The organism is Clostridium sp. E02 (assembly GCF_003833015.1).
Lineage (GTDB): Bacteria > Bacillota > Clostridia > Lachnospirales > Lachnospiraceae > Lacrimispora.
Genome location: NZ_RJLQ01000011.1, coordinates 41,773 through 64,544, shown reverse-complemented (window position 1 = coordinate 64,544; position 22,772 = coordinate 41,773). Strand labels below are relative to the sequence as shown.

The 22,772-nt window shown below is 40.2% G+C and carries 16 protein-coding genes and 1 other annotated feature; of the genes, 3 read left to right on the top strand and 13 right to left on the bottom strand.

Going from position 1 to position 22,772, the window contains the following annotated elements:
- Nucleotides 1-17: 17 nt before the first annotated feature.
- The 4 genes from EFT72_RS09815 to EFT72_RS09800 form a co-directional block, all read right to left on the bottom strand.
- Entirely contained in the window at nt 18-2,657 is a 2,640-nt protein-coding gene (locus EFT72_RS09815) for a valine--tRNA ligase (protein WP_124066747.1), read from the bottom strand.
- Between the two features lie 100 nt (nt 2,658-2,757).
- Nucleotides 2,758-2,975: a binding site (T-box leader), on the bottom strand.
- Between the two features lie 38 nt (nt 2,976-3,013).
- Nucleotides 3,014-3,829, bottom strand: coding sequence for a hypothetical protein (locus tag EFT72_RS09810; protein ID WP_124066746.1), 816 nt, complete (start codon nt 3,827-3,829; stop codon nt 3,014-3,016).
- On the bottom strand, nt 3,826-5,049 hold the full coding sequence (locus EFT72_RS09805) for a DUF5716 family protein (protein ID WP_124066745.1): 1,224 nt from the start codon (nt 5,047-5,049) through the stop codon (nt 3,826-3,828). The genes EFT72_RS09810 and EFT72_RS09805 overlap by 4 nt, the downstream gene beginning before the upstream one ends.
- Before the next feature lie 16 nt (nt 5,050-5,065).
- A complete protein-coding gene (locus tag EFT72_RS09800; RefSeq protein WP_124066744.1) occupies nt 5,066-8,638 on the bottom strand; it encodes a DUF5717 family protein in 3,573 nt (1,190 codons plus the stop codon).
- Nucleotides 8,639-8,779: 141 nt separating this feature from the next.
- Between EFT72_RS09800 and EFT72_RS09795 the strand changes: the two genes are divergently transcribed.
- Genes EFT72_RS09795 through EFT72_RS19265 form a run of 3 tightly spaced genes read left to right on the top strand, consistent with a single transcriptional unit; the run spans nt 8,780 to nt 10,670 of the window.
- Nucleotides 8,780-9,928, top strand: a complete 1,149-nt coding sequence (locus EFT72_RS09795) for an NADP-dependent malic enzyme (RefSeq protein ID WP_124066743.1) — start codon at nt 8,780-8,782, stop codon at nt 9,926-9,928.
- Nucleotides 9,929-9,952: 24 nt separating this feature from the next.
- The gene (locus EFT72_RS09790; RefSeq protein WP_124066742.1) at nt 9,953-10,477 is read left to right on the top strand and encodes a DUF4364 family protein; all 525 of its coding nucleotides are present in this window, start codon (nt 9,953-9,955) and stop codon (nt 10,475-10,477) included.
- Between the two features lie 16 nt (nt 10,478-10,493).
- On the top strand, nt 10,494-10,670 hold the full coding sequence (locus EFT72_RS19265) for a hypothetical protein (RefSeq protein ID WP_164473128.1): 177 nt from the start codon (nt 10,494-10,496) through the stop codon (nt 10,668-10,670).
- Between the two features lie 41 nt (nt 10,671-10,711).
- On the opposite strand, the gene EFT72_RS09785 is transcribed toward EFT72_RS19265, so the two are convergent.
- From EFT72_RS09785 to EFT72_RS09745, 9 genes are all read right to left on the bottom strand, one after another.
- Nucleotides 10,712-11,455 carry an amino acid ABC transporter ATP-binding protein gene (locus tag EFT72_RS09785; protein ID WP_124066741.1) on the bottom strand — a complete coding sequence of 248 codons (744 nt, stop codon included), beginning with the start codon at nt 11,453-11,455 and terminating at the stop codon, nt 10,712-10,714.
- Nucleotides 11,456-12,256, bottom strand: a complete 801-nt coding sequence (locus EFT72_RS09780; protein WP_124066740.1) for an amino acid ABC transporter permease — start codon at nt 12,254-12,256, stop codon at nt 11,456-11,458.
- A 98-nt stretch (nt 12,257-12,354) separates the two neighbouring features.
- Nucleotides 12,355-13,257: a transporter substrate-binding domain-containing protein gene (locus tag EFT72_RS09775; RefSeq protein ID WP_124066739.1), complete on the bottom strand. Its 903-nt coding sequence runs from the start codon at nt 13,255-13,257 to the stop codon at nt 12,355-12,357.
- A gap of 67 nt (nt 13,258-13,324) precedes the next feature.
- Nucleotides 13,325-13,924 carry a ribosome biogenesis GTP-binding protein YihA/YsxC gene (gene yihA, locus EFT72_RS09770; protein ID WP_124066738.1) on the bottom strand — a complete coding sequence of 200 codons (600 nt, stop codon included), beginning with the start codon at nt 13,922-13,924 and terminating at the stop codon, nt 13,325-13,327.
- A gap of 12 nt (nt 13,925-13,936) precedes the next feature.
- A complete protein-coding gene (lon, locus tag EFT72_RS09765) occupies nt 13,937-16,255 on the bottom strand; it encodes an endopeptidase La (RefSeq protein ID WP_124066737.1) in 2,319 nt (772 codons plus the stop codon).
- Between the two features lie 78 nt (nt 16,256-16,333).
- Complete coding sequence (gene clpX, locus EFT72_RS09760; protein WP_124066736.1) at nt 16,334-17,635, bottom strand: ATP-dependent Clp protease ATP-binding subunit ClpX; 1,302 nt, start codon at nt 17,633-17,635, stop codon at nt 16,334-16,336.
- Nucleotides 17,636-17,734: 99 nt separating this feature from the next.
- Nucleotides 17,735-18,322, bottom strand: a complete 588-nt coding sequence (clpP, locus tag EFT72_RS09755; RefSeq protein ID WP_124066735.1) for an ATP-dependent Clp endopeptidase proteolytic subunit ClpP — start codon at nt 18,320-18,322, stop codon at nt 17,735-17,737.
- Between the two features lie 77 nt (nt 18,323-18,399).
- Entirely contained in the window at nt 18,400-19,686 is a 1,287-nt protein-coding gene (gene tig / locus EFT72_RS09750; protein ID WP_124066734.1) for a trigger factor, read from the bottom strand.
- 113 nt (nt 19,687-19,799) lie between these two features.
- Nucleotides 19,800-22,772, bottom strand: coding sequence for an EAL domain-containing protein (locus EFT72_RS09745; RefSeq protein ID WP_124066733.1), 2,973 nt, complete (start codon nt 22,770-22,772; stop codon nt 19,800-19,802).

Genomic DNA, 22,772 nt, shown 5'->3' with positions numbered 1-22,772 from the left:
TGATCCAACCCATTCACTTAAGAAAGCTGGTTTAATCGTTCCTTTACTTGTTCCATCATCTGAGTATACTTCTCAAGCTTTTCTTTCTCTTCCTCAATTTTAGACTGAGGTGCTTTGCTTACAAACTTTTCATTGGTTAACATCCCTCTAACTCTTAAAAGTTCTTTTTCCAGACGTTCTTCTTCTTTTTTTAGACGTTCCATCTCCTTTTCGATATCAACCAGTTCAGCAAATGGCATATAAATCACAGCCTGATGGATGACAGCCGAAACTGCATCGTCTGATATTCCACTTTTATCGCTCTGTAAATAAACATCACTTGCATAACCCAACATAGAAAAGAATACCTTACTTCTTTCAAAAACAGAAAGTATATCCTGATTTTCAGAGACCACATAGACCTTGGCCTTTTTGCTTGGAGGTACATTCATGGAAGTACGGACATTCCGAATTCCCCTTACCGCTTCTTTAATGGTCTCCACCGCGGATTCCTCTGATTCAAAATTCCAATCTTCCCGGTATTGGGGCCAATTAGAAATCATAATGGATTCTTCTTCATCCTGCAGATTGCAGAAGATTTCCTCTGTTAAAAACGGCATGTAAGGGTGAAGTAATTTTAATGATTGAATCAGAACTGTCTTTAAGGTCCAAATAGCCGCCGCTCTCGTGACATCTTCTTCGTTCCAAAGTCTTGGTTTCACCATCTCAATATACCAGTCACAGAATTCTTCCCATATAAAGTCATAGATCTTCTGCAATGCAATTCCAAGCTCATACTTATCTAAGTTTTCTGTCACTTCTTTTATTAAATGATTTCCCTTTGAAAGGATCCACCGGTCCGCAATGGTAAGTTCAGATAGTTCTACCATAGCTTCTGGTACTTTTTCAATATTCATCATGATAAAACGAGACGCATTCCAAACTTTATTGGCAAAATTCCTGCTAGCTTCCACCCGTTCCCAATAAAAGCGCATATCATTGCCTGGTGCGTTCCCTGTAATTAGTGTCATCCGGAGTGCATCTGCACCGTATTTATCAATTACTTCCAATGGGTCAATTCCATTTCCAAGTGATTTACTCATTTTTCTTCCTTCGGAATCTCGAACAAGTCCGTGTATTAGTGCCGTATGAAACGGAAGCTTCCCAGTCTGTTCAATTCCAGAAAATACCATTCGAATTACCCAGAAAAATATAATATCATATCCAGTCACTAAAACATCCGTAGGATAGAAGTAATTATAATCTTCTGTTTCTTCCGGCCACCCTAATGTTGAGAAAGGCCAGAGTGCAGATGAGAACCAAGTATCAAGGGTGTCTTCATCTTGTTCAATCGTTGTCCCTTTGCAATGCGGGCATACATCCGGAGTGTCTTTTGATACAATAATTTCATGACAATCCTTGCAATAATAAGCCGGAATACGGTGTCCCCACCACAACTGTCTGGAAATACACCAGTCACGAATGTTCTCTAACCAGTGAAGATAAATTTTATCAAAACGTTCTGGTATAAATTTTAATTCCCCGCTTTTTAATGCTTCAATGGCAGGTTTCGCCATCTCTTCCATCTTTACAAACCACTGCTGCTTTACCATAGGCTCTACCGTAGTTTTACAGCGATCATGGATTCCAACCGCATGGTCATGAGGAACTACTTTAACCAAAAGCCCTAAGTCATCTAAATCCTTAACCATCGCTTTTCTTGCTTCGTAGCGATCCATTCCATGATATTTGCTGCCAGGTAAACAGATTGTAGCATCATCGTTCATAATAATGAGTTCTTCCAGATTGTGTCTTTTTCCTACCTCAAAGTCATTTGGGTCATGGGCAGGGGTAATTTTTACACATCCGGTTCCAAATTCTTTATCTACATAAGAATCTGCAATTACAGGAATCTCCCGATCTGTCAGTGGAAGTTTCAGACTTTTCCCGATCAAGTCTTTGTAACGCATATCTTCCGGATTAACTGCAACTGCCGTATCTCCAAGCAGAGTCTCTGGTCTGGTGGTTGCGATCTCTACATATCTGCCATCTTCCCCTGCAATGGGATATTTAATATGCCAGAAAAATCCATTTTGATCTTCATGATCAACTTCTGCATCTGAAATCGAAGTCTGGCATACCGGACACCAGTTGACGATCCGGGATCCTTTGTAAATATATCCTTTTTCATAGAGCTTTATAAACACTTCCTGAACCGCCTTTGAACAGCCCTCATCCATGGTGAAACGTTCTCTATCCCAATCCGCAGAAGAACCGATTCGGTGCAACTGGTTTACAATTTTGCCTCCATACTCTTTCTTCCAATCCCAGCATTTTTCCAAGAAGCCATCCCTGCCTAACTCTTCTTTGTCTATTCCAAGCTTCTTTAAACTATCGACCACTTTCACTTCCGTTGCTATGGCTGCATGATCCGTACCAGGCTGCCACAGGGTTTCAAATCCTTGCATTCTCTTGTAACGCACCAAAATATCCTGCATCGTATTATCAAGGGCATGTCCCATGTGAAGATGTCCTGTTATATTAGGGGGAGGCATAATAATGGTAAATGGCTTTTTATCAGGATTTGGTTTTGCATGGAAATATTTTTTATCCAACCACTTTTGATAAAGTTTTCCTTCGATCCCGGAAGGATCATAAGTCTTTTCTAACTCTTTCATATTTATCTCCTTTATTGGGTAATTATATATGGTTTTTGGCAGAGGGCTAGCAGCATGTGAATCCTGCACGAGATAAAAAAAGCCCCCTGCATCCTGGGATGCAAAGGGCGAATTAACGCGGTACCACCTTTTTTCAATGACAGCTGCTGTCATATCTCTTGGGGCTTTTAACGCTGCCAGGCGTGAAAACTTACTACTCATTCAGTTTCCCAGTTCCGAAGCTACCTTCCACCTATAACTACCTTAATCGCCTTTCAGCCATTGGACGATTTTCTCTTTCAGGGCTATAAACGTACTCCTCTTCATCTCTACCTTTTTCTTATACTTAGTAATGATAGTGGCTTTTGTTTGTTTTGTCAAGACATTATATTACGATATTCTTGTTTCCATTTCTGAATCAGTTCTCCTGCCCCTTCCAAACGTCGGATGGAGTCTTTTTGAAACAGTTCGTCTAGTTTTTTTAGACTTTCTGCCTTTTGAGCCATCCCTTCTGCCTTTTCCCTCTCTATTTCACATTCCTGCTTTAGCGCTTCCGTCATTAAAGAAGTCACACAGTCCTTTGGTTTAAGAGAAGGACTCCATTGAAGCAGATGATAGATTCGTTTCAATACTTCTTGGTTTTTAACAAGTTCAAAGGATTTAATAAAAGAACGATATGCTTTTTCCATCATAAACAATCTGCCATAGCAAGCCCCAAGATTATTGTAGACTTTAGCCATAAAAGCAGCTTCTCCATGATTTCCCTTTTTAAGTTCTAATATCTTTTGATATTCATATACCGCTTTCCCATATTGTCTGCCTTCGAATAAAAAATCCCCTTTTTCCTTCAAATAGTTTGCCTCTGTCATATGCTTATATGACACCAGCTTTTGGCGAAACTGATTGATCTCTGTTCCACGATAATAATCACACTCTTGAAGAATCGTAACAAGGAGCTCCTCATCCTCTTCTTCACTTTGCTGCATATTCACTAGTTTTGCTGCAAGGTGTGTCATATCTAAGTCAGCCTGGATGAAATCAATCAGACGCTGATTCACAAACTGGTTTCGAACCAAAAGGGGATTGTGATAGATCACGTAACATAATTCCTGAGAAGAAAAAATCCGTACTCCCAGTTCTTCAAAATAAAATGGATGGTTCACCGGTTCTTGCCGGCAGAGAATTAGACTCATAACATAACCTCTTGTTTGATCACCATATCCGTAGCCGGAAACAGTTCACCAAATCCCTTATCTTTTACCACTACTGCCATCGTATTTTCGTCTAAAAACCCAAAACTGATTCCAATTTTCGTAGTTCTTGGAGGTCTCTCAGGAAATTTCTCCAGTTGAATTTTTACCAAACGTTTTTTCTTTGGATCGATCGGAGTTACCACAAATTCTACATAATCCTGGTTGTCCACAATTAAATCTACACTGCTTTTTGCTTCATACCAGTTATCTCCCGCAGATACTACTAAAAGTTCACTCTCCCGTTCCTTATGAAGTACCCGCATGGATACCGTAGAGTGTAACCGTCCCTTGCAGATAAAGGTGTAGGGATAAGCGGTCTTTTCCCTTAGATAGTCCATTCCTCGATAAGCAGCACCTCTCGCAAATAAAACCTGTTCTATATAAACCTTTCTTTTGGAGCAGAGAAACTTCATGGAATCCTTTGCCCACTCATGGTTGGAAAATCCCTTACCAGTTAAAAACACAGAAGAAAACAACTTGTTTAAACACAACCGTTCCCCACAGGATTTTAATATCTTATCCCCTAACTTTTCACCAGATGCAGTTTTTAGTATGTCTAAATTAAAGCTCTCTTCCAAAGCCTTATCTTCTGCAATGACCATCGTCTTTCTTAACCCTCTTTGTACTTTCATTTCATGATAATGAAATGAGTCCTCTGATAAATCAAACACACTTACCTGATTGGCCCATACCTCTTTTTTCTGGCTTAACACATAATATACAAATCCTTCTGTATGGCTGATGACGTGAACCCGTTCCCTTGATATTCCAAGAAAATCTGCACAATACATCAATGCATCCATAATCTTTGTATCTACTTTTTGCATGGTTACGACCAGTTGTTTCACTTCCTGACTAAAGAACTCTTCCATTGGAAGTTTTAATATCATTTTCAAGTAAATCTTTAACAGTTCAAGGCCTTCGTATTTGATTCCACCAAGAGTGGCAGTTCCATCTTTTTTGACCATCTTTATCAACTTATCTACAATAATTCCTTCCCCTACCAGGGTATAGGCATAAGCCTCTTCTCCTACATACCATGCATCCTCATCTTTTTTTCGGCAGATTGCCGTTGGAATGTTCCAGGTTTTTTCCCTGTCATAGCAGCATATATGAGTATAGGCATCACATAGATCAAGCCCTATTATCAGTCCGTCCATCGATAGCCCCCTTATCTTACATTCGTGGAAATAATTCATCTGCAACAGCATTTTTTTTCATATACTCCTGCATTCGTAATTTAAGCCCCGTCTCATCCTTTATATTTAGGGCAAGACTCATATCATTTAGGCATGCATACCTGCTGTCAAATCCTTTTTTTATCTCTCCCACATCACAGCTTACACTGTCAGATTTTTTGACAATCCATTTTTCATCGATCCATTCCTTTACCCGGTATTCCATGATCTCACCTTCAAATAAAATCTGCTGTCTGACAAATACTCCCTGATACATCCGGGGCATGTCTTCCTGGTGAAATGTTTCTTCGTCGGGCAGAATCCGTATCTCAAGTTCTATTTTGGAATCTTTGCTGGAACTATATTCAATCAAAGCTTTATCCATAATGTCTTCCGGCATGGGAAAATATTTTAAAAATACTTTAAAATACGGAAACCGTAAATCTTCTTCCAGCAACAAACGGATCATATTCTGACACAATATCTTCTGTTCTTCCTTAAGATCCGCAAGCATGGAATAATACCTGGTGAGCGCAAGAAGATAGATCGTTGGAAGACGTCCAATTTGAGAAGAGTTTTGAATAACTTGCTCCAGATAATCAAAGGTTTTCTCCTCTGGCTCTTTTTCTTCCATAAAGTATTCGGTACACTTAATGGCAAAATAAGCTTTCACGATCGTATCACTTGCCTTTTTGCGGCTGCGATACCGTTGAAATACCTGATCTAGTTTCTCCATCGATCCTGAAAACATCATCTGAGCAGTTAAGCGTTCTTCCAGATCGTAGGTTTCTACGTGATCCGATATTGCCTTGCGTAAAATTATGTACATCTGATCACTAAGTCCATTATAATATTCACAAAGATAATCTATAAATGCGCAGTCGTGTCTGTCCTGCAGAAAAAGGCGATAGACAAGATGAAGTAAAAGAGTATCTTCTTCGAACAGTTTCTCCCGGATCATTTTAAAACACAGCTTATAAAGGCTTTCATCCGAAACCCCTTCCTGACCAAATTCCCGGATCATTTCCAGAGCTTCTTCCATATAGTCGTTTCGAATTAAAATTTCACAAACTCCTATTCGTTCTTGTTTTGAAAGAACTTTTTTATCAAGTTCCAACAAATATTCTACACCCTCACTGTTCTCTTTTAAGGAAACCGTATTTATTTTATAATATTCAATGACTCTGGACAACAAAAGCCTTTGATAGAAAGGTCTAAGTTTAGGGTCTTTTAGAGTCCTTTCAAGAATTTTCACTTCTTCCTCTTGAGTGACACCCTGGGAAATAACTTTTTCACATGCACGCAGTCGAAGCATCGAGTGTTCCGGATACAGTTCAAAACATCGTTCTTCCAATTCTGGCTGATTCAGTACCCGCTCTTTCTTATAGGGGACATTACCATATCGATTCCCGAATGCATCCTGAAACAGTAAGATACTATGTTCCGAAAACAAAGGTACATAGGCAACTCCGTCTAGAAGAAGAAAGGCATCTTCCTCTATCAGTTCTTCATAGCAGACGATAACATATTTCATCTTCTTATTGCTGCAATCCACCCGATAGGAACGCAGAATAGAGGGAAGAACCTTCGCCATAGGCAGATCAATCACATCCTTAAAAACCATTCTTTCATAAATTGCCGCCAAAAGGTTATTGATTCTCGATTCAAACAATTGCTCGGTGGCAAATTTTTCAATGGTTCTTTCATAGGCCTGATACAACGGATCTCCTGGCTCTAAGTAAACTAAAACATTCTTATACAATACGCTTCTGCTATATGTATCCAGTTCATTGCCCCCGTAGGAAAAGTAAAGAAGCACTTCCCTTGGCAAAAGATAACAGTAATTTCTAGGCAATGCATAGAGATAATACTCGTACAGTCTGGTCAGACTGATTCCAGCTTTAATCCCTTTCTCATACCAGGAAAAAGCCTCTGACATCTGGCATTCTCCTTTGATAAGAAGAGCACAAATCCCTTCTAGAACTTCCTTATCTTGATATTTTTGATATAGTTTTACAAGCATGCGGTAATGTAGCCGGTTAAAATGCTTGGCCGTTAAGGTGAGCTTACAAATCACAGAAACCAGATTCTTCTCAATCAGTCCATTCTTTGCCCCAAAATAAAACATCTGAAGCTCCATGGGACCTATGGTTCGAATCAACTCTGGTGCTTCATGAAGAGCCCTTAAGCCCCAAACATAAAAAAACGGACTTCTAACTCCCGCTTCGTATTGTCTTCTTAAAATTGCAAACAGCGTAGGCATATGGTCAAAAAGCCTGCGATCTATTTTCATAAGCAGCAAAAGCAACCAATAAAGCACGGAATCTTCTTCCAAATATTTTTTCATAAGACGAATCAGAGACTGTTTCTGATATTCATCTGGCTGAACTTCCAACCGCAAATACTGATAATAGCAGTAAATCTCCTTTTTCTCTTGACGATCCTTTAAAATCTCATCTCTGCATTCATCTAGAAATAAGGCTGCCTCCGAAGGGCTTCCTTCAAATAACCGTAACTCTGCACGCAGTAGTTTTAGGAGACTGCTTTCTCCCTTCATTAGTTCAATCTCGTCTAGCGCTTGCTCCATCTCTTTATTTCGTTTCATCTCATCCGTCTGATTTGATTCTTTTAAAAGACGAAGCCGTAGAAAATGGCCGAATGCCTCTTTCGCAAAGGCATTCTCAGCCGATATTCCTCCTCCAGGATTACGAACTGCTGTAACAGGAATTAAAAAAAGGTCCTCCATGCCACTGATTTGTATTCTCCCATAATTCTCTCCCTGATGCATGCGCTCCGGATGAATTAGAAATGGCAGATTACAAACATCCTCGTGAAAATCCTGTTCACCGATCTGTTTTTTTGGTAACTCTATGAAATCACAGTCTGTCGTTACTTCCAGATTCACATAACCCCAACTGGTTCGATTCATTAAAATATAGTCTGTACAAATTTCCTCTAGTTCCCCGACTCTTCGTTCCGTTGAATCTACGGACAATGAGACTGGCTCTTTTACTTTCAATGCGGTCAAAAACTCTTCTAGTTCTTTTCTCCGGTCTGGTCTTGCTTTTAAACCATCATAGATTGCTCTTACATGAAGTTCTTTCATAAAAGGAGCCGTAACGAAATCACGGTATTCAAACAAACGGAGTGCTGTATCCATATCCTTTTTAGCGATATCCGCAAAATCTTCCGCTGTTTCTAAATTGCTTAATGTTTTCCCAGAAGTACCAAATTCCACACGAAAAGAATAAGGGACTTCTCTCTCTCCACCATTGGTAACCAGATAAAAAGATCCCTTAATCATATCCCCATCATCCATAAAACTACTGTTTATCTCATAGACCAGATGGTTATAGGTACCGCCAAATGCAGCACTTACAAGTCTGATACGGAAGTTTGAGGAATAAGCAAGTCCTTTGATATGTAAATTATTCTCACTGGTAACGACAAGCTCCCGCCTCGTGGCTCCGCCGGACCGCACCACTTCATCTATTTCCGATGGGGTGACTTTAATCTTTGGAATATCAGAATCAATGATGCCCTTTGCTAGCCTGTTGATTCGTTCTCTCATAGTACCACCTGTATCTTAATTTTATTCACTTTTTTGTCTGCTTCTTTTGAATTACTCTATATTCTAACATATTTTCTATTGATTTAAAACCCTAAAATTGGTATGATAATATAAAACTATTTAAAAAAGGACAAACTGACTATGACAACCAATGAAAAAGCACTATTGCTGCATGAAAAATGGGGCGGAAAGCTTGAGATCACTTCAAAAGCAAAGGTTAACAGCAGAGAGGATCTTGCTCTTGCTTATACTCCTGGTGTAGCGGAACCTTGTAAAGTGATTCATGAGAATCCAGAGGCTGCCTATCAATACACGATAAAGTCCAATACCATCGCTGTCGTTTCTGACGGAAGTGCTGTTTTGGGTCTTGGTAATATCGGTCCTCTCGCAGCCATGCCAGTCATGGAAGGCAAGGCCGTGCTGTTTAAAGAATTTGGAGGGATCAATGCCATCCCAATCTGTCTGGATACTCAGGATACGGAAGAGATCATAAAAACAATCGTTCACATTGCTCCTGCTTTTGGAGGAATTAATCTAGAAGATATATCTGCTCCCCGTTGCTTTGAAATCGAAGAACGGTTGAAAAAACTACTGCCCATTCCTGTCTTCCACGATGACCAGCATGGAACTGCTATTGTTGTTTTAGCCGGAGTGATCAATGCCCTCAAAATAACCAAAAAGAAAAAAGAGGAATGTAAGGTTGTAATAAATGGAGCCGGTTCTGCTGGAATTGCAATTGCCAGACTTTTATTATCATACGGGTTTCAACATATTATCCTGTGTGACCGTGACGGAATTCTTTTTAACGGCATGGTTGGATTAAACTGGATGCAGGAACGAATGATGGAAAAAACGAATTTAGAGAATAAAAAGGGAGGTCTTACTGATGCCATGAAAGGCTCCGATGTGTTTATTGGAGTTTCTGCTCCAGGAATCGTCACAGAGGGTATGGTGAAATCTATGAACCCTGACTCCATTCTATTTGCTATGGCGAATCCGACCCCTGAAATCATGCCGGATCTTGCAAAAGCGGCTGGGGCAAAAGTCGTGGGTACCGGAAGATCGGATTTCCCAAATCAGGTAAATAACGTTGTAGTGTTCCCAGGCATCTTTAAAGGAGCACTGGAGGGAAGAGCCTCCTCCATTACGGAAGAGATGAAGCTAGCCGCCGCAACTGCCATTGCTGATCTTGTAGAACCTTCTGAATTAAATGAAAACAATATCCTTCCAGAGGCATTCGATCCTCGGGTTGCTGATGTTGTAAGCAAGGCGGTCAAAGATCGGATCTAGCAATAAAAAGATGGAGGGTGTCCTATGCTGTCAGAACCCATGACATTGTATAAGCTTATGATTTTATACATGCTCAAGCAGGTGAATTTTCCCCTGACAAGTGCGCAATTGTCGAATTTTTTTCTTGAGCATGAATACACCACATATTTTACGTTGAATCAAGCATTAAGTGAACTATTAGAAGCAAAGCTTCTTTATGTGGAAACAAACCATAATAGCAGTCGGTATGAAATTACCAGGGAAGGGGAAGAGACCCTTTCCTTTTTCGGTAACAAGATTTCACCAGCCATCATAGGTGATATGGATGAATATCTAAAAGAAAATAAATTCCGACTTCGTAATGAAGTGGGCGTTACAGCCGATTTTTATAAATCAACCAGTCAGGAATACATCGTGCACTGCGAAGTAAGGGAAGGAAAAAACTGCTTGATAAATCTAGAATTATCTGTTCCAGACAAGGATCAGGCAGAAATTATGTGTGACCATTGGAAAACCAAAAGCCAGGAAATCTATGCATTTGCTATGAAATCTTTGATGAGTGGTTCATGAGAGAAAGGAGCTTATTTTGAAGCAAGTAAAGGCCAAACACAAAAAGCTAAAATTCGGGTTGAAAACAAAGATCTACCTAACTATAGTCCTTCCGATTATAATCGTAACTCTTTTTCTTCGAGTTTTAGAAACCTATCTTCGTATCATGATTCGAAAACTCTTTCTCCCCTCTTCCCAGGCAGAAGACTCATAAAAAAAGCTGATTCAGTCATTAATCTCTGAATCAGCTTTTTTTTATCCTTGCATAAATCTGTTTAAAAATTCTTTAGTTGAACTTTTCTTTGGTGTACCAAATATTTGTTCTGGTGATCCTTCTTCCTCAATTACACCACCTGCCATATAAACCACATGAGTCGATACATCTCTTGCAAATGCCATCTCATGGGTTACAATAATCATGGTAAGTCCTTCTTTTGCTAACGTTCTCATAACAGACAATACCTCTCCTACCATCTGGGGATCCAGGGCAGAAGTTGGTTCATCGAAAAGTAAGATCTCCGGCTCCATGGCAAGTGCTCTGGCTATGGCAACTCTCTGCTTTTGACCGCCAGATAACTGCCTTGGTTTCGCATTAATATAGGGCGCCATCCCTACTTTTTCCAGGAACATCATCGTTTTCTTTCTTGCCTCTTCTTTGTCTTTTTTCAAGACTTTGGTCTGACCAACCATACAGTTTTCAAGAACTGTCATATTATTAAACAAATTAAAATTCTGAAACACCATACCAACTTTTGTCCGGTAAGCGGGTACATTCATCTTATTGTCCGTAATATCTTCTTCATGGTATAAAATCTCGCCACTGGTGGGTGTCTCTAATAGATTGACACAACGAAGGAGGGTTGATTTACCGGAACCAGAAGCACCAATGATACAGGTAACATCTCCAGATTTAACAGAAAAATCAATATCTCGAAGTACCACATTGGTTCCAAAAGTCTTGCTTAAATGATTGATCTCCAAAACTTTGTTGTCTTCCATTTATTTGCCCTCCTTCTCTTTTGGTTCCGGAAACTTTACCATTCCACTGGTATATGCCAGTGTATCAGTAGTTGCCAAATCATAACTGTCTGGCCCATCCATCCTATTTTCCCAGTAACGAAGGATTCTGGAACTTGTGAAAGTCAAGACAAAATAGAGAACCATGGTAATGGAAAACGCTTCAAAATACGTGTAGTAAGCTCCTGCAACTCCTTTCGTGGTATAAAACAATTCTACCACGCCAATTACAGATAAAACACAAGTATCCTTAATATTAATGATCAGATTATTGCCAATCTGTGGCATGATATTACGAAGTGCTTGCGGCATAATAACATTTACCATGGTCTGGTAGTGGGTCATTCCGATGGCCTTTGCTCCCTCTGTCTGACCTGGATCAATGGAAAGGATTCCACCTCTCACCGTTTCCGCCATATATGCCCCTGTATTAATGGACACAATAAAATATGCCGCAAAAGTACTTGACATATTAATGCCCAGCAAAGCAGAAGACCCGTAAAAAATAAACATGGCCTGAACCATCATCGGAGTTCCTCTGAAAACTTCTACATAAATATTCAAAATAATTTTTAAAATATGAATCAGAAAGCGTTTCGCAGGATTATCATTTGGAGTAACCGGAATTGTCTGAACGATTCCAACCGCAAAACCGATGATGCAACCAATCAACGTACCTACAATGGCAATCGCCATAGTCTTTCCAGCCCCTCCTAACAGGGATGGCCCATAATTTTTTAGTATATACAAGATTCTTCCGAAAAAATCTAATGGTAAAGACATCGTTCTACCTTCTCTCTTTCGCAGCTATATTAAAACAAAGGGCACGAAATAAGAACATCCTTGTTCCGTGCCTGTTGAATTTGTTCCGACTCTATGGATTATTTTGACAATGGCTGAACCGATATCGCTTCTTCCATCATTTTATTAAAATCATCCTTATTCATTTTACTAAGTATTTCGTTAATACTATCTTTTAACTCGTCGTTCCCTTTTTTCAAGGAAATGCCAATGTTTATATCTTCATCAGAAACCTTAAATTCTCCGTCCGTTCCCGTAAAATCCAAAAGTTTGAATTCAGGATATGCGATCAGCGCAGCTTGTCCCGTCGGTTGATCCGTAACAACCACATCACAACGTCCAGAACTTAAAGATACCAGCATCGCTGGTGCAGATTCCTGAGCCGGCTGAATCTTCGCTTCTGGAATCTGGGGAAGACATGAATCATACCAAATCGTATTCATCTGGGAAGTAGCGGAAGCACCCTTTAGATCCTCTACGCTTTTCGCAGCCGCAAAATTTCCATCTTTTTTTACAAGTGCTACAATAGTTGCATAGTAATAAGGGGTTGTAAAATCAACAGACTCTAACCGTTCCTTGGTCACAGACTGTCCTGCAATGACGCAGTCCACTTTTCCTGACTGTACCGCCGGAACAAGAGAATCCCAGTCCAATTTTACGATTTCCAACTCATACCCAAGCTCGTCTGCAATTTTCTGTGCCATCATAACATCATAGCCATAAGCATAATCCGAACTCCCAGAGATAGGAACTGCTTTATTCTCATCGGTAGGCTGCGTCCAATTATAAGGAGCATAACTGCACTCCATAGCAACTTTTAAAACCTTTTTATCTCCTGCTTGTTCCCCCGCTTCTGCGGTGTTTGTGTCCTTAGACGCAGATGACTCTGCTGGTGCCTTTGCGCTTCCACAAGCAGTCAAGGAAGCTGCCACAAGAGCAGCTGCCATTAGAGATGACACAACTTTTTTAAATGTTTTTTTCATAACTATTTTCTCCTCTTCCTACCATAATGAACTCTATGTAATAAATAGGTTCATTATAAAAAGATTTTTATTCCCTGTCAAGACTATTTACAGAATCTTCGATCATATTCCAGATCTCTTCTCTTCCCTGCTTTGTTTCTGCCGAGAAGGGTATTACGGTCACATCATTGTTAACTCCAAGGCCATTTCTTAATATCTTTATGGATTTTTGAACCTGGCTTCTTTTTATTTTGTCTAATTTTGTCGCAACGATAACTGGCTGAAGCCCCTGATAAACAATCCATTCATACATGATCCTGTCATTTTCAGATGGTTCATGTCGAATATCTATCAGTAAAAATATACATTTTAGCATAGAAGAATTGTGAAGATAGTTTTCTATCATCTTCCCCCATTTTGCCTTTACTTGCTGGGCTACTTTTGCATATCCATATCCAGGAAGATCGACATAATAAAGTGCCTCATTAATATTGTAAAAATTAATTGTCTGGGTCTTACCCGGTTGGGAAGATGTCCTGGCAAAGGATTTCCGGTTCATTAATGCATTAATGAGAGAGGATTTCCCCACATTCGACTTGCCTGAAAATGCGAACTCCGGTTTTGTATTTAAAGGGAGTGTACTGGTAATGCCGCATACAGTCTCCAATTCTACGGTTTTGATAATCATATGGTTTTCTTCCTAATCCTTTCCAACAGCTTCACTAATCACATGTGACATATCCTTTACGAATTTAATTGTTAATCCCTTTGTAATCTCATCGGATAACTCCGCAACATCCGAACGGTTTTTATCTGGTACCAGAACTTTTTTTACCCGAGCCATTCGAGCCGCCAGAATCTTTTCCTTCAATCCTCCAATCGGAAGAACACGGCCTCTTAATGTAATCTCTCCTGTCATGGCAACATCCGCATACACCTTTCGATTGATCACGGCTGATAACATAGCAGTCGCCATGGTGATGCCCGCAGAAGGACCATCTTTCGGGACAGCACCTTCGGGGATGTGGATATGGATATCATGTTTTTCAAAATAATTATTGGATATCTTATACTCTTGACTCATGGATCTTACATAACTGAGAGCTGTTTTCGCAGACTCTTTCATTACGTCTCCCATCTGCCCCGTCAATTGAAGGGTTCCCTTCCCTGGCATCACTGTAACTTCGATCTGCAGGGTGTCACCCCCTACACTTGTCCAGGCAAGTCCTCTTGCAATCCCCACCTGATCTTCATCATTAACGTGTTGGAAGGATACTTTTTCTTTCCCTAAGTACTTCTCCAAACCAGTTTCATTCACTTCAATTACTTGATTTTTATCTTCCAGTATTTCTCTCGCCATCTTTCTAAAAACGGCTCCGATCTGGCGTTCTAAGTTTCTCACTCCGGCTTCTCTTGTATAATTATGAATCATCTTCTCTAATGCCTGATCCGTTATGTGTACCTGTTTTTCAGATAATCCATTCTTCTCTATTTGTTTTCTCACTAGATAATTCTTTGCAATATGAAATTTTTCATTCTCCGTATAGCTATTTACTTCTATCACTTCCATACGGTCAAGTAGAGGTCTTGGTATGGTGGAGGTAGTATTGGCCGTCGCAATAAAAAGAACCTGAGATAAATCAATGGGTAGTTCAATATAGTGGTCACGGAATTTACTATTCTGCTCACTGTCTAAAACTTCAAGGAGTGCGGAAGCTGTATCTCCTTTGTAATCCTTACTGGACTTGTCTATCTCATCAAGGAGCAGCAACGGATTGCAGACATCTGCCTGTCGGATGGCTTCCACAATTCTTCCAGGCATTGCTCCTACATAGGTCTTTCTATGTCCCCGGATCTCTGCTTCATCTCTGATTCCACCCAGACTGATCCTAACATACTTCTTATTTAGTGCTTTTGCAACAGACCGGGCTATGGATGTTTTTCCAGTACCAGGCGGTCCAACCAGACAAATGATCGGACTTGATCCCTTTTTCGTCAATACTCTAACTGCCAGATATTCAAGGATTCTTTCTTTTACCTTGTCTAGCCCATAGTGATCTTCATTTAAAATCTCTTCTGCATGGTGAAGATTGTTGTTATCTCTAGAATATTTCTTCCAGGGAAGATCAAGCACTGTCTCTAAGTACATACGGACCACATTGGCTTCCTGACTCCCACCAGGCATTCCTTTGAACCGTTCAATTTCTTTTTGAATTTTATCCTTAATTTCTTTCTCTGCTTTTAAAGAATTTAGCCTACGCAAATAATCCTCCGCATCGGAAAGAGGATTATCCTCACCCAGTTCCTCCCGTATTACCTTTAGCTGTTCTCTTAAAATGTAATCTCTTTGATTTTTATCAATTCGTTCTTTCACATGAGACTGCAGGCTACGTTTCACTCTTGTGACTTCGATTTCTGTCAAAAGATGTTTCATGACCAGTTCATACCGTTCTTCCAACATAAAGCTTTCTAATACCTGCTGGCGGATTCTATAATCCCAAGACAACTGCACCGCTGTCTGGTCAAGCAGTTCCCCCAGGTCAGTAAATAGCAAAAGACCTGGGATCACATCTTTTGCAAGCCGTTGATTTTCTTTTCCATATTCTTCTAGCTTTTCTTTCACAATCTCTGTCATAGCCTGAATCGCAACAGGCTCTAATATCTCCTCTGGAACGTGGGTGGTTTCAATCTCTCCCACAAGCATGGAGTTGATCTCGCTTAAATGAATCAATTCTGCCCGTTCCAGCCCCTCTACCATTACACGAATCACATTGTTCGGTAGTTTAACTAGTTGCTTAATGACAGATATGGTTCCAAGTTCATATAAATCCTCCAGCAAGGGGTCTGCCTCTTCTGGATTTCTCTGGGTAATCAAAAACACCTTCTGGTCTTCTACCATTGCTTTTTCTACGGCTGCAACCGATTTTGATCGGCTAATATCAAAATGAAGCATCATTTTGGGTAGAACAGTCATACCTCTTAAGGCAATAACTGGCATTGTGATTGTCATATCTACCATTCAGTTCTCTCCTTTGCATTCAAAAAGGTGTTCCAGCAGATTTTCTCGCTGTAACACCTTCCCGAGTCATGCAGGGACCTATGCGATCTCGCCTGTCTTATCTTTTCTTAATTTTGGGGACAGCTTTTTCTTGGGAACTGCCATATCCCGATAGGTCAGTTCTGGTTCTGCTTTCTTATCCACAACTTCCCCAGTTATCTTGCAGACCCCAATGTTGCCGTCCGACGGAACCTCATACATGAGATCCATCATAACACTTTCCAGAATGGAACGCAATCCTCTGGCTCCCGTCTTTCTCTCCACTGCCAGTTCTGCGATTCGTTCCACTGCATCATGAGTCAGTTCCAGTTTTACATCATCGATTTCAAACAATTTCTGATACTGTTTGAGCAATGCATTCTTCGGTTCTGTTAGTATCTTAACCAAAGAATCCTTACCCAACAACTCAAGAGATACATTGATCGGAACACGCCCTATAAATTCAGGGATCAAACCGAATTTCACCAGATCCTGTGGAAGTGTTTTTCTAAGCAAATCGTCAATATCTGTTTTCTTTTTATCTACAATTTCTGCATTAAATCCGATGGAACCAGCGCTTAAACGGCTTTCAACGATCTTTTCCAACCCGTCAAATGCACCTCCGCAGATAAATAGTATATTCGTAGTATTAATCTGTAAAAGTTCCTGATGCGGATGTTTTCTACCACCTTGGGGTGGCACACTAGCAACCGTACCTTCCAGAATCTTTAACAGTGCCTGTTGAACGCCCTCTCCAGAGACATCTCTGGTTATAGACACGTTTTCAGACTTCTTTGTGATCTTATCAATCTCATCAATATAGATAATCCCGTATTCTGCCCTGCTGATATCATAATCAGCCGCCTGAATCAGTTTCAACAGGATATTTTCAACATCCTCTCCAACATACCCAGCTTCTGTCAAAGCAGTCGCATCTGCTATGGCAAATGGCACATTCAAGACTTTTGCCAGAGTATGTGCAAGATAAGTTTTACCGGAACCAGTGGGTCCTAGCATCAAAATATTGCTCTTTTGCAAATCCACATCCATATTTTTACTGGAAGTGATTCTCTTATAGTGGTTATACACTGCTACGGACAACACTTTTTTCGCATTATCCTGTCCGATAATATAATCATCAAGGAATGTCTTGATTTCCTTCGGCTTCATCAGGTTGATATTGCTGAAATCAGGTCCATCTTCCTCATGGTTGTCGAATTCTTCCTCTAATATCTCTGCACATAAATCAATACACTCATCGCAGATATAGACATTATTGGAACCCGCGATCAATTTCTTAACCTGATCCTGGGTTTTTCCACAAAAAGAGCATCGGATCTTGTCGTCTGTTCTGACCGGCATATACACACCTCTTCTTTCCTTTTAATAACGCATGCTGTCTGGATATAGATACTTCTCCATCGGAAGGTTTCCCTTCAGAGTGTTCTCTTCCATCCTTACTTAGTGATCATGACTGAGGAGGATATCATCAATAATTCCATATTTTTTTGCTTCTTCTGCACTCATATAATTATCACGTTCCGTATCACGTTCAATCGTTTCATACGGCTGTCCTGTGTTTTTAGACAGAATTTCATTCAAACGTTTTTTAATCTTTAAAATATTTTCAGCTACAATACGGATCTCAGTGGCCTGACCTTTTGCACCGCCAGAAGGCTGGTGAATCATAACCTCAGCATTGGGGAGAGCAAATCTTTTCCCTTTTGCACCACCTGACAGCAGAAACGCTCCCATACTGGCTGCCATACCCATACAAACGGTAGAAACGTCACATTTTATATAGTTCATGGTATCATAGATTGCCATTCCTGCGGTTACAGAACCGCCGGGGCTGTTAATGTAAAGATTGATATCCTTATTGGGATCTTCGGCCTCTAAAAACAGCAGCTGAGCCACAATTACGCTTGCAGAAATATCAGATACCTCTTCCCCTAAAAAAATAATTCTTTCCTTGAGAAGTCTGGAATAAATATCGTAAGAGCGTTCACCCTTACTGGTTGATTCAATGACATAAGGTACTAAACTCATCTATCTTCCTCCTGTCTACTTTTCTAAAATAGAGTAGACTCCGGACTAATGTCAGGAATCTACTCGAGGCAAACTTCTTAAACCAATTTTGCTTCCGCAACCAGGAAATCGACTGCTTCCTGAACTGCCAGATCTTCCTTCATCTGTTCGATTCCGGTTTCACCAAGGTATTCTTTAATCTGGGAAACTTCCATTTTATAATTTTCAGCCATGGTCGCAATCTCTTTTTCTACTGCTTCGTCCGTTACGGTAAGATTCTCAGCTTTTACAACTGCTTCCAACACAAGTCTTGTCTGAATTCGTTTGATGGCTTGTGGCTTCATCTGTTCCTTTAAAGACTCAATGGTCATGCCGGTAAATTTCATGTACTGATCTAGAGAAAGACCCTGACTTTCCATTCTTCTTGCATAGTCATTTACCATGTTGTTTACCTGAGTATCGATCATCGGCTCTGGAATCTCCATGGTAGCATTCTCTGCAACTTTTTCTACTACATGATCTTCGTTTTCAGTGGCTGCTGCTTTTTCTTTATTCACTGCAACTTTTTCTTTGATGTCATTTTTGTAATCTTCTAATGTATCAAACTCAGAAACTTCTCCAGCAAATTCATCATTTAACTCTGGAAGTTCTTTTCTCTTAACTTCTTTCACAGTAACCTTAAACATCGCTGGCTTTCCAGCCAGATCTGTTGCATGATACTCATTGGGGAATGTAACGTTGATTTCGCTTAACTCTCCAACTTTCTTTCCGATTAACTGTTCTTCAAATGTGTCGATAAAAGAATGAGAACCAATGGTAAGTGCATAATCTTCTCCCTTACCGCCCTCAAATGCCTTTCCATCTACAAAGCCTTCAAAGTCAATCACTGTCTGGTCTCCGTCTTCAATCGCTCTGTCTTCAACCGTGATAAGTCTGGAATTCTGTTCCTGAACCTTCTTTAACTCTTCTTCCACATCTTCTTCCGTAACTTCTGCTGATGCTTTTGTTACTTCAATTCCTTTATACTCACCTAAAACCACTTCTGGTTTCACAGCAACTGTAGCGGTATAAATCAATTCTTTTCCTTTTTCAGCTTGAATAACAGCAATCTCTGGTCTGGAAACAACATCCAGTCCACTTTCTTCGACTGCGCCTCCATAAGTAGCGTCAAGAGCTTCGTTCACTGCATCTTCGTATAAAACACCAACGCCATACATCTTTTCCACCATGGCCTGGGGAGCTTTCCCTTTTCTGAATCCTGGGATATTGAATCTGCCCTTGTTCTTATTGTAAGCTGCGGTAAGAGCCTTATTAAACTCTACAGCCGGCACTTCTACCGTTAATTTCGCCATGTTTTTTTCTAATTTTTCCACTTGTAAACTCATTAATGGGATCCTCCTTGAGATATATGTGAACCGCCTTACCGACAGGGCGTTACACTTCAATTTAGCATTATAACATACTCGTCCTGTAAATTCCAGTATTATTTGTGATAAATTCAGGTTTTTCCGGTGAATTCCTGCATTTTCCCTATAATATAGGGATCTAGCGGACGGATCTCCATTTGGGGTCTGGCAATGTAGTATCCCTGGAATAATGACACCCCGCATTGCATCAAATATTCCAGTTCTTCCGCCGTTTCTACTCCCTCTGCAAGTACCATAATATCATTTTCCATGGCAAATCCCAATAGATTTTTCAAAATAATCTGTCGCTTGGAATCTTCATAGATCCGCTTCACCAGACTCATATCAACCTTAACAATTTCTGGCTGGATATTTAAAAGAACGGATTCACTGTTGTATCCTGTACCAAAGTCATCCACTGCAATCATTCCATTCCAGTCTTTTGCCATTTTTATCTTACGTTTCATATAATCATGGTTCGCAGGCTCTCCTTCTGTCATCTCAATAACAATCCGGGGCAACAGATCCTTATAAACTTTCTCTAATTCTTCCTGCTCTTCTTCTGTAATACAGACACTGGCAATGGAATTTATAAAGATCTTTTCATCCTTTCCCATATGTCCTTTTTCTAACTCTTTAAAAACAGAATGTAGTCCGGCAAACCAGGTTAGCGTCTCCATCTGGGGAAGTTTTGCCTGTGCTCTGGCAAGATTTAAGACTTCACTGACTCCTTTCATATTGGTAAACTGAGGACGCATTAATAGTTCATATCCATATATGCTTCCATCTCTTGTTACAATTGGTTGAAATACAAAGCTTACTTTTTTTGTATCTAGCATACGATTCAATTCTTCACTGCCAGTAAGCATATAAGAATTGTGAAAATATTCTTCTGGGTCAAACTCTTTTACGGCTCCCTTTACACTGTGCTTTACCATGTACATAGCAAAATCGGCGTAATTAAACAACGTTTCAAAATCCTTTCCATTATCCGGATACCAGGATAACCCACCAGATACACGAACGGGAAACTGGTATCCTCCCACCATATCTAATGTGGTGGACTGTATATATTTCATAAATTCCCGAATTCGCATTCTGATACGCTCTTTTTTACCACCTCTAAGATAAGTCACAAATTCGTCTCCAGAATAACGGGCAATGACTCCCTGACCTTCAAAAAATCTTTTCAAGCAATTTGCAAAATGGGCAATATAGCGATCCCCTTCATCGTGCCCATAGGTGTCGTTGATATACTTTAAGTTATCCAGATCCCACATAACAACAGCCGCCATCGTGTCTTGCTGTTGTTTCATCAATTCCTCCACCTGTTCCCGGAATGCTCTGCGGTTATATAGATTGGTGAGCAAATCAAAATTTCGTTCCCGTTCCAATTTTTCTTTTTCTAGCACATCAGCCGTCACATCGGAACAGACCCCCAGAACGGTTCCGTTTTTTGATTCATCCAAAATAAATTCCACCCATCTGGTCCCTTCCGAGCTTTCCAGACTCTGAAAGAGCCGGTCTCCCTTCATGCGTATGCCGGTAAACGTGTGTTCCATGTAATGTTCAAACGTTTCAAGATCAATATACTGGTACAGTTCCCCCGGTCCTCCCCATCCAAGCATATCAATTAAGGAGCGGCTGCAAAACACCTTATCGCCCCCTTCTGCGTATTCAAAAACACCAATCAAAACATTGGCATGTTCCAGAATATTCGATATCTTTGAGGCTGACTGTTCCACATCACGGTTTAACTGTTCGATGGTATCCGTCAGTTCATCAATTTCCCGAATATGAACCCGCTTTAAAGACAAACCTCCCCGCCCTGATTGTTTTTTTAATTCCTCTGCCAATGTGCGAATTGGTTCCGTCATGATTTTACCAATTAAAAATGCACCAAGCAGGCTGAAAATCAGTGGAAACAACATGGAGCTAAACAACATACGTCGTATCGCATTATAAAAAGTCAAAAGGTCATTTTGCTTTGCCATGCTAGCTAAAACCCAATCATATTCCCCAGCCTTATTGTCGATCCCATATACATTAAGACTTTTTATACTGCCATACCATTTGGTTCCATCCGGGGATTTTATTTCACTGATATCCCCCTCCTCACTGTCTGCGTAAGCGATGTGATTGGCTTCATAAAAATACTGATTATATAAAAATCCAGAATACGCCACAGGTACAACTGTTTTTGTCTTCTTATCCCGGATTCCTAAGACCCAGCATTCAAAATTACTGGTTAACTGTCCATCCTCTAGAAATTGATCCATCTGGTTTCGTGATATCTCCAGACCGCACACCCCGACAACCGTACCATCAGAAAGAATAATTGGTACCGAATAAGTGATAACCGTAATTTCTTTTGGACTCAAACGGAAGGGCGGGCTTAAATAAGCATAATTTATAGCCTCCGATGCCTTTGCTCCTGCTTGCTTTGCCTGTTCCATTGGTTTGTTATAAAAATCCGCAGCATCTCCCTGACCATCCATCAAAAATCCCAGCTCCCAAAGAGAATCTAGGGGGATGTGATTTGACTCTGCCAGAGAAGGGTTACCCCTCTTTAACAATAGAGAGGAATTATTATTTAACAATCCATCCACATTGGAATTTCTAAGATAAAATCCTGCTTTCATATGAGCAGGACTGTTTTCAGCAGCGGGACCATTTAATACAAAAAAAGCTCCGGTTGCATAACTTAAACGAAGAAAATCAATGGATTTATTCATAACCTGTTGGGTTATCTTTTGATTCAATTTATCATTGTTCAAAATATCGTCAGCTGTAACGTTCTCTTCTTTTAATATCATCTGGATTTCATCAGCTATGTAATCCGAATTGTGTTGTATAATGGCCCAATAGTGAACGTTCTGTCTCTCAAAGCTGCGCTTGACTTGTTCCGCATCTTCACTTACAACATTTATTTCATTGTTTTTTAATTTGATAGAAACTCCGCCAAACAAAACCGTTCCTGCAATGACTGCTGCCTGTAGAATCAATAGAATCAACAAAGGACCTAATAGCTTGGTCCGAATGGAATTTTTTCTTCTTTTGTTCAT

Coding starts and splice junctions, on each gene's coding strand:
- EFT72_RS09815 (WP_124066747.1), bottom strand. CDS start 2,657: ATGAAAGAGTTAGAAAAGACTTATGATCCTTCCGGGATCGAAGGAAAA.
- EFT72_RS09810 (WP_124066746.1), bottom strand. CDS start 3,829: ATGAGTCTAATTCTCTGCCGGCAAGAACCGGTGAACCATCCATTTTAT.
- EFT72_RS09805 (WP_124066745.1), bottom strand. CDS start 5,049: ATGGACGGACTGATAATAGGGCTTGATCTATGTGATGCCTATACTCAT.
- EFT72_RS09800 (WP_124066744.1), bottom strand. CDS start 8,638: ATGAGAGAACGAATCAACAGGCTAGCAAAGGGCATCATTGATTCTGAT.
- EFT72_RS09795 (WP_124066743.1), top strand. CDS start 8,780: ATGACAACCAATGAAAAAGCACTATTGCTGCATGAAAAATGGGGCGGA.
- EFT72_RS09790 (WP_124066742.1), top strand. CDS start 9,953: ATGCTGTCAGAACCCATGACATTGTATAAGCTTATGATTTTATACATG.
- EFT72_RS09785 (WP_124066741.1), bottom strand. CDS start 11,455: ATGGAAGACAACAAAGTTTTGGAGATCAATCATTTAAGCAAGACTTTT.
- EFT72_RS09780 (WP_124066740.1), bottom strand. CDS start 12,256: ATGTCTTTACCATTAGATTTTTTCGGAAGAATCTTGTATATACTAAAA.
- EFT72_RS09775 (WP_124066739.1), bottom strand. CDS start 13,257: ATGAAAAAAACATTTAAAAAAGTTGTGTCATCTCTAATGGCAGCTGCT.
- yihA (WP_124066738.1), bottom strand. CDS start 13,924: ATGATTATCAAAACCGTAGAATTGGAGACTGTATGCGGCATTACCAGT.
- lon (WP_124066737.1), bottom strand. CDS start 16,255: ATGGTAGATATGACAATCACAATGCCAGTTATTGCCTTAAGAGGTATG.
- clpX (WP_124066736.1), bottom strand. CDS start 17,635: ATGCCGGTCAGAACAGACGACAAGATCCGATGCTCTTTTTGTGGAAAA.
- clpP (WP_124066735.1), bottom strand. CDS start 18,322: ATGAGTTTAGTACCTTATGTCATTGAATCAACCAGTAAGGGTGAACGC.
- tig (WP_124066734.1), bottom strand. CDS start 19,686: ATGAGTTTACAAGTGGAAAAATTAGAAAAAAACATGGCGAAATTAACG.
- EFT72_RS09745 (WP_124066733.1), bottom strand. CDS start 22,772: ATGAACAAAAGAAGAAAAAATTCCATTCGGACCAAGCTATTAGGTCCT.